This is a genomic window from Sphingorhabdus sp. (genome assembly GCF_046154385.1).
Lineage (GTDB): Bacteria > Pseudomonadota > Alphaproteobacteria > Sphingomonadales > Sphingomonadaceae > Sphingorhabdus_B.
In genome coordinates this window covers 1-7,558 of record NZ_JBJXFW010000019.1, presented here as the reverse complement: position 1 = coordinate 7,558, position 7,558 = coordinate 1, and the positions used below count along the sequence as shown (strand labels likewise).

Sequence of the window (7,558 nt, the reverse complement as noted above, 5' to 3'; positions counted from 1 at the left end):
GCTTTGGGAGGCGCAGTTCGGTGATTTCGTCAACGGCGCGCAGGTCATCATTGACCAGTTTATCGCGGCAGGTGAGGCCAAATGGCTTCGCGCCAACGGTCTGGTGATGCTGTTGCCGCACGGCTATGAAGGACAAGGGCCGGAGCATTCATCCGCGCGGCTCGAACGCTTCCTGCAATTATGCGCCGAAGACAATATTCAGGTCGCCAATTGCACTACACCCGCAAATTATTTCCACCTGCTCCGCCGTCAAATGGCACGGCCATTCCGGAAGCCTTTGATAGTGATGACGCCAAAGTCGCTGCTGCGGCACAAGATGGCGGTGTCGAAGGCCGAAGATTTTCAGGGCGAAAGCCACTTCATGCGGATATTGTCGGACCCGAATGAGCCCGCCGATTCGGACGTGAAACGGCTGGTATTGTGTTCGGGCAAGGTCGCTTATGATCTAATCGAAGCGCGCAACGCGGCGGGCGATACCGGCACCGCGATTGTCCGGTTGGAGCAGCTTTATCCCTTCCCCGGCGAGCCTCTGGTTGTACGTCTGAAACGCATGACAAACCTCGAAGAGGTCGTCTGGGCGCAGGAAGAACCAAAGAACGCGGGCAGCTGGTCGTTTGTCGATCCGTTCATTGAGGAATGCCTCGCTTCTGCAAAGTCCGCGCCGACGCGCGCACGATATGCAGGCCGGAAAGCTGCGGCTGCCACCGCAACCGGCCTTGCTAAACGCCATCAGGCTGAGCAGGCGGCACTGGTCGCCGATGCGCTCGGCCATAATGTCCGCGCCGAAATCCGCCGTCAGAGAAAAGGCTGATACGATATGAGCACCGAAGTTAAAGTCCCCGTATTGGGCGAATCCATCACCGAAGCCACTTTGGGCCAATGGCTGAAAAAGCCGGGCGAGGCGGTTGCCGCCGATGAACCCATTGCCAGCCTTGAAACCGACAAGGTTGCCATAGAAGTGCCTGCCCCGGTTGCCGGGATCATGGGTGCCTATAATGTCGAAGAAGGCGCGACCGTGAATGTCGGCGCGGTGATCGCGTCGATCGAAGAAGGCAGTGGTGCAACGGCTGCCCCGGCTGCGGCTGCGGCTGCGCCTCAACCCGTTGCAACGGCACCTGCGCCTGCGCCCGTTGCGGCATCCGCCGAAAATGCCGATCTGCCTTTATCGCCGGCCGTCCGCCGTCTGGTGCTTGAACTCGGCATCGACCCGAGTAAAATCAAAGGCACTGGCAAAGACGGTCGCCTGACCAAGGAAGATGTGATTGCAGCAGCAAAGGGCGCGCCAACCGAAGCGCCTTCGCCCTCGGTCGCAACCGGCACAGCTTCTGTGGCAAATGGCGGCCGCCACGAAGAACGTGTCAAAATGACGCGGTTGCGTCAAACCATCGCGAAACGCCTGAAAAGCGCGCAGGATACCGCCGCGCTTTTGACCACCTTTAACGATGTGGATATGTCCGCTGTTATCGCGGCGCGAACCACCTACAAAGACCTGTTTGAAAAGAAGCATGGCGTGCGCCTGGGCTTCATGGGTTTCTTTACCAAGGCCGTTGCCCTTGCCGCCCGCGATGTGCCATCGGTGAATGCCCAGATTGAAGGCGACGAAATCGTCTATCACAAATATCTCGATGTCTCGGTCGCGGTCAGCGCGCCCAACGGGCTTGTCGTTCCGGTAATCCGCAATGCCGACGCCATGAGCTTTGCCGAAATCGAAAAGGCCATTGGTGATTTCGGTGCCAAGGCCAAGGCGGGCACTTTGACCATGGACGATATGACCGGCGGAACCTTCACCATTTCCAACGGCGGCGTGTTCGGTAGTCTGATGTCGACCCCGATCATCAACCCGCCGCAAAGCGCCGTACTCGGCCTGCACCGGATCGAAGATCGACCCGTGGCCCTGAATGGTGCTGTTGTGATTCGTCCGATGATGTATCTCGCGCTCAGCTATGACCACCGCCTGATCGACGGCCGCGAGGCGGTCACCTTCCTGAAAATCGTCAAAGAGGCGATTGAGGATCCGACACGTTTGTTGATTGACCTGTAAGGAGCCGGCACGATGGCAGAACATGATTATGACCTGATCGTCATTGGCGCAGGTCCCGGCGGCTATGTCGCCGCGATCCGTGCCGCGCAACTCGGCCTGAAAACCGCCTGTGTGGAAAGCCGCGAAACATTGGGCGGAACCTGCCTGAATGTCGGCTGCATCCCGTCCAAGGCGATGCTTCACGCGTCGGAACTTTACCATGAGGCACAGTCGGGCGCGCTCGCCAAATTCGGCATCGACTTCAAGGGCGTGGCGCTGAACCTTGACCAGATGCAGGCGGAAAAGACCAAGGCTGTGGGCGAATTGACCGGCGGGATCGAATTTCTGTTCAAGAAGAACAAGGTCGACTGGCTGAAGGGCCGTGCGGCCTTTACCTCGCCTAACAGCATCGATGTTGGGGGCAAAGTCTATACCGCCCCGAAAATCATGATCGCGACGGGGTCCTCCGTCACCCCGCTGCCGGGCGTCATCATTGATCAAAAGGTCATCGTCGATTCCACCGGTGCGCTCGCCTTGCCCAAGGTGCCCAAGCATATGGTCGTCATCGGCGGCGGCGTGATCGGGCTGGAGCTTGGCAGCGTGTGGCTGCGCCTCGGCGCACAGGTCACCGTGGTCGAATATCTCGACCAGATCCTGCCCGGCATGGACGGTGAAGTCCGCAAGGAAGCTGCCAAGATTTTCAAAAAGCAGGGCTTTGAAATCCGCACCGGCACCAAGGTCACCGGCGCCACCGTCAAGGGCGGCACCGCGACACTGACCGTCGAACCGGCCGCAGGTGGCGCGGCGGAAAGCATACAGGCCGATTGTGTCCTCGTCGCCATTGGCCGCAAGCCCAATACCGAAGGCCTTGCCCTCGACAAGGCAGGTCTGACCGTCAACGGACGTGGCCAGATCGAAATCGGCCATGATTTCCAGACCAGCGTCCCCGGCATCTACGCCATTGGCGACGTCGTCCCCGGCCCGATGCTCGCGCACAAGGCGGAAGATGAAGGCATCGCCGCCGCCGAATTCGTTGCAGGCCTGACCGGCATACTGAACCATGACGTCATTCCCGGCGTCGTCTACACCTATCCGGAAATCGCCAGCGTCGGCCTGACCGAGGAAGAGGCAAAGGCACAAGGCGAGGTCAAGGTCGGCAAATTCCCGATGATGGCCAACAGCCGCGCCAAGACCAACCGCGACACCGACGGCTTTGTAAAAGTCATCGCCGATGCCAAAACCGATCGTGTACTCGGCGTCCATATCATCGCCTCAATCGCAGGCAGCATGATCGCGGAAGCCGCGCTGTCGATGGAGTTTGGCGCAACATCCGAAGACATTGCCTACACCTGCCACGCCCACCCCACCCACGCCGAAGCGTTGAAAGAGGCGGCGATGGCGGTCACCGGCAAACCGATCCACATGTAAGCATGATCCAGGAGGCGGTCCAACTGGCCCCGGCCCTGATCGCCTGGCTCGACGTGTTCGGCATCGCGGTCTTTGCCGCATCGGGGGCGTTAGCCGCGGCGCAGCGGGGCCAGACGCTCGTCACCTTTTCCTTCTTCGCGCTGGTCACCGGCGTTGGCGGGGGCACGGTGCGCGATTTGTTGATCGGAGCGCCGGTGTTCTGGGTGCATGACTGGCGCTTTGCCGCCACTTGTCTGGTGACCGCCGGGCTGGTGTGGTTCACCCCCAAAACCTTCTGGAACGCCCGCGCGCTGGACTGGTTCGATGCAATCGGGATAGCCATCTATGCCGTATTCGGCGCGTGGAAGTCGTTGACACTGGGCGTCCCCCTGCTGCCTGCGATGATGATGGGCGTTATCACCGCCTGTGTCGGCGGAATCATCCGCGACGTGCTGGCAGGCGAGCCGTCGATCCTGCTCAAGCCCGAAATCTATGTCACCGCCGCCGCGCTTGCCTCTGGCCTGTTCGTGCTGCTGCTCTGGTTCGGCCTGCCCGTACTTTTGGCCGCAGGCCTTAGCGCGATGGCCGGTTTCATCCTGCGTGCGATGGCGATCCTGAAAGGCTGGGCCATTCCCGCCTATCGCGGATAATAACCAAATAGGTTCTTTTTCTTGACAGCATGACGCTTTACCTATTAGACAAGGATACAGTCGCAAAGCCGCGTTCTCCGCCCTTGCGCCTGCTTCCCCACATCTTGAAAGGACCCTGTCATGCGAACCCGCAAACCCCGTCCGCCGCGCTGGCAGGCGCGCTTTTTGAAAGCGCTGGCCGAAACCGGCAATGTCAGACTGGCGAGCGACAAGGCCAAGGTCAACAACGCATCGGTATACCGCAAAAGGCAAAAGGACGCTGAATTTGCCGCCGACATGGACGCCGCCCGGGCGCAAGCCAAAACGCAACTTGCCAACGAAGACCGCCCCGCTCCCTCCGGCACGCAGTGGGACCGCGATGGTTCGGCATTGATCATCACGCAAAGCGCCAATGGCGTGCCCCGCCGGACCCAACGCGCAGGGCCAAATGGCTGGACCCGTGCCGACGAAAAACGGTTCCTCGACACGCTCGCCACCACGTGCAACGTGACGATGGCCTGTGCTGCGGCCGGACATAACCGTCCTTCGGCCTATACCCGCCGGAATAAATGGCCCCCTTTCGCCAAGGAATGGGCTGAGGCATTGAAGATCGGACTGCAGAATTTGGAGATCCGCCTGCTCCAGGACGCCATAGACCAGACCGACGATTATTACGTCGGCATCCCCCGCGACATCCGCCCCGACCGGTTTGACGAGGCAATCCGGATTCTGTCTTTTTACGAAAAATACCGGGGTCACCAGCGGGTTGCCTGGAACCGGGCACCGGTCGATGTCGAAGCCGTAAAGGAGTCGATCATCCGCGGAGCCGAAGCACTGGAAGCCGCAGACGCGCGGCGCAAGGCGAAGAAGCCGTTGTGGGAATAGAGGGTGGAGGCTTAGTAGATTTCTCCATCCCCGCAAGCGGGAGGGGGATTGGTTCGCGCAGAGTTTGCAGAGCAATTCCCGGATATGCCAGCGTGACTTTGCTGCAGTCTGATAAATACCAATTTATCCTGCATAATAACGATATTGCATTATGCAGGATACCAGTAAAATCGGGACAAAATGAGCTAATAATCTTGCATTCATCATATTATCCTGCAATAATATTAAAATAGAAAATTGCAGGATAATATCATGAAAAATGTGCTGCAGCCATTTTCCGACGAACAGATGCGGATCACGATAAATCTGTACCAACAATATGAGGTCTGGATGGAGGCGGAAAGGGCATTGGCTGCGATGCCTTACAATCTTGTGCGCAAGCAGGTTAATGGCCGATCCTATCTTTATGAAGTAAGGGACCGGGCAAACAATGCCAAAAGTCTAGGCCCTTGGTCGGATGCGCAATCCGCGCGGCTAGAAGTCTATCGATCCGAAAAATCCGAATGGCAGCACCGTCGCGATATGAGCAAACAGCGACTTGACGAGACCTGCCGTCTTTACCGTTCAGTCAGACTTCCGTTGTTATCCGGTTCTGCAGGCGCCATCTTGCGCGAGGCCGATAAGCGAAGTTTGTTAGGTAACAAACTGATTGTTGTGGGCACCAACGCCATTGCTGCATATCACATTGAGGCTGCCGGAATGATCCGCGAGATCCCCGATGAAACCGACGATTGCGATCTGGCGTGGACCGGAACGGAACTCGAAGAAGGGCGGCAACCCATTTGGGAAATGCTCAAAGCTGTCGATACCACATTCACGATCAATACCGAACGCAGCTTTCAGGCGCGCAACGCCAAAGCCTATGAAGTGGAGATTCTTGCCGCGCCATCGCGCATTGGGTCCATCTTTCGCACAGACCGACCAATGCCGATCCCGCTGCCAGAGCAAGAATGGTTGTTGAACGGTCGCTTCGTCGACCACATCGTTGTTTGCCGCGACGGCCAGCCTGCACGAATTGTTGCGCCTGATCCAAGATGGTTTGCACTTCAGAAATTTTGGATGGCTGAACAACCCAAACGCAATTCATTGAAGCGTCCGAAAGACCGCATACAAGCCGAGATATTATTGGAAGCAGTGGCGCAAACGATGCTGCAATACCCGCTCGATGATGAGTTTGAGGCAGGATTGCCAGGGGATCTGGCACCCCTATTTGATCGCTGGAAACAGAGCCGACTGAATTGATACCTTAGTGCTTCAATAAAGTTCGATAAAGGCAGTTGGCGCGCCGTTCTCCCCTCCCGCAAGCGGGAGGGGTCGGGGGAGGGTGAGTCGGTGAGGCCCCAAGGCGCGCCTACGGCACGCACCCTCCCCTAACCCCTCCCGCAAGCGGGAGGGGGATTGGTTCGCGCAAAGACACGAAGGGGAGTGGAGGAAAGAGACAAGGAGCGACGCCACCTTAAAAAGCACCGTCACCCTGAACTTGTTTCAGGGTCTTAGTACTGCAACGTTGAAAACTAGGACCCTGAAACGAGTTCAGGGTGACGGTCACGGAAAAAATGTGCCGTTCTTCTTTCCTTATTCTTCGCGTCTTCGTGTCTTCGTGCGAACCAAATACACACAACAACCTATGAAAGCGGAATTCAGGAAAGCCCGCCCATCCATCTTCTAAGCAAAAAATTGCCCTTGCACCCCATAAGGGTTGATGGTCAAAGCGGGCGGAGCTTTTGCTGCTAAACTTGAGGAGAAGAAATATGTACAGCCATATGATGGTCGGCAGTAACGATATTGCCCGTTCCAAGACATTTTACGACGCAACTTTTATCGCGATGGGTGGCAAGGAAGGCATTCTGGATCCCAAAGGTCGCCTGATTTATATGCATAATGGCTCGCTGTTTCTGGTCACGCCACCGATTGACGGGAAACCCGCCACGGCTGGAAATGGTTGCACCGTTGGTTTTGCGATGACGCCTGAAGTCGCCGATGCATGGCATGCGGCCGGTGTCGCCAATGGCGGCACGGCAATTGAAGACGCGCCCGGCATTCGCGAAGGCGGTGCCATGAAGCTGTATCTTGCCTATCTGCGCGATCCCGATGGCAATAAATTGTGCGCCCTGCACCGCGTAACCGACTAAAAAGGGAACCCTTGCATGACATTTGAAACGGTTTCGACGAACACCGCTTTTGGGGGTGTGCAGGGTGTCTATAAACATCATTCGACCTCGACGGGGACGGACATGACCTTTTCGGTCTATGTCCCGCCCCACGCGCCGGGTGCCAAATTGCCGGTGGTCTGGTATCTGTCGGGTCTGACCTGCACCCATGCCAATGTCACCGACAAGGGCGAATTTCGCCGCGTCTGTTCGGAACTTGGGCTGATATTTGTCGCGCCCGACACCAGCCCGCGCGGCGAAAATGTTCCCGATGATCCCGACGCCGCTTATGACTTTGGTCTGGGCGCGGGCTTTTACGTCAATGCACTGGTTGAACCTTTTGCCGAACATTACCGGATGCGCGACTATATCGAGAGCGAATTGCCGGCTTTGGTGGCAGAGCATTTCCCGGTCGATATGGAACGGCAGGGGATTATGGGGCATTCGATGGGTGGCCATGGCGCGCT

General features: G+C 57.8%; 7 protein-coding genes and 1 pseudogene. All 8 read left to right on the top strand.

Translation table 11 applies throughout. The features are described from left to right. Window positions 1-811, top strand: a pseudogene (gene sucA / locus ACKVOS_RS03930) (2-oxoglutarate dehydrogenase E1 component); the annotation flags it as partial. A gap of 6 nt (window positions 812-817) precedes the next feature. Beyond that, the gene (odhB, locus tag ACKVOS_RS03925) at window positions 818-2,041 is read left to right on the top strand and encodes a 2-oxoglutarate dehydrogenase complex dihydrolipoyllysine-residue succinyltransferase (RefSeq protein ID WP_409210710.1); all 1,224 of its coding nucleotides are present in this window, start codon (window positions 818-820) and stop codon (window positions 2,039-2,041) included. Window positions 2,042-2,053: 12 nt separating this feature from the next. Further along, window positions 2,054-3,448: a dihydrolipoyl dehydrogenase gene (gene lpdA / locus ACKVOS_RS03920; protein WP_409210709.1), complete on the top strand. Its 1,395-nt coding sequence runs from the start codon at window positions 2,054-2,056 to the stop codon at window positions 3,446-3,448. Window positions 3,449-3,450: 2 nt separating this feature from the next. Continuing rightward, a complete protein-coding gene (locus ACKVOS_RS03915) occupies window positions 3,451-4,077 on the top strand; it encodes a trimeric intracellular cation channel family protein (protein ID WP_409210708.1) in 627 nt (208 codons plus the stop codon). A gap of 120 nt (window positions 4,078-4,197) precedes the next feature. Beyond that, the gene (locus ACKVOS_RS03910) at window positions 4,198-4,941 is read left to right on the top strand and encodes a hypothetical protein (protein WP_409210707.1); all 744 of its coding nucleotides are present in this window, start codon (window positions 4,198-4,200) and stop codon (window positions 4,939-4,941) included. 252 nt (window positions 4,942-5,193) lie between these two features. Next, the gene (locus ACKVOS_RS03905) at window positions 5,194-6,183 is read left to right on the top strand and encodes a GSU2403 family nucleotidyltransferase fold protein (protein WP_409210706.1); all 990 of its coding nucleotides are present in this window, start codon (window positions 5,194-5,196) and stop codon (window positions 6,181-6,183) included. 509 nt (window positions 6,184-6,692) lie between these two features. Then, complete coding sequence (locus tag ACKVOS_RS03900; protein WP_409210705.1) at window positions 6,693-7,073, top strand: VOC family protein; 381 nt, start codon at window positions 6,693-6,695, stop codon at window positions 7,071-7,073. A 15-nt stretch (window positions 7,074-7,088) separates the two neighbouring features. Further along, window positions 7,089-7,558: alpha/beta hydrolase-fold protein (locus tag ACKVOS_RS03895; protein ID WP_409210704.1), on the top strand; the 470-nt coding region annotated here is incomplete at its 3' end.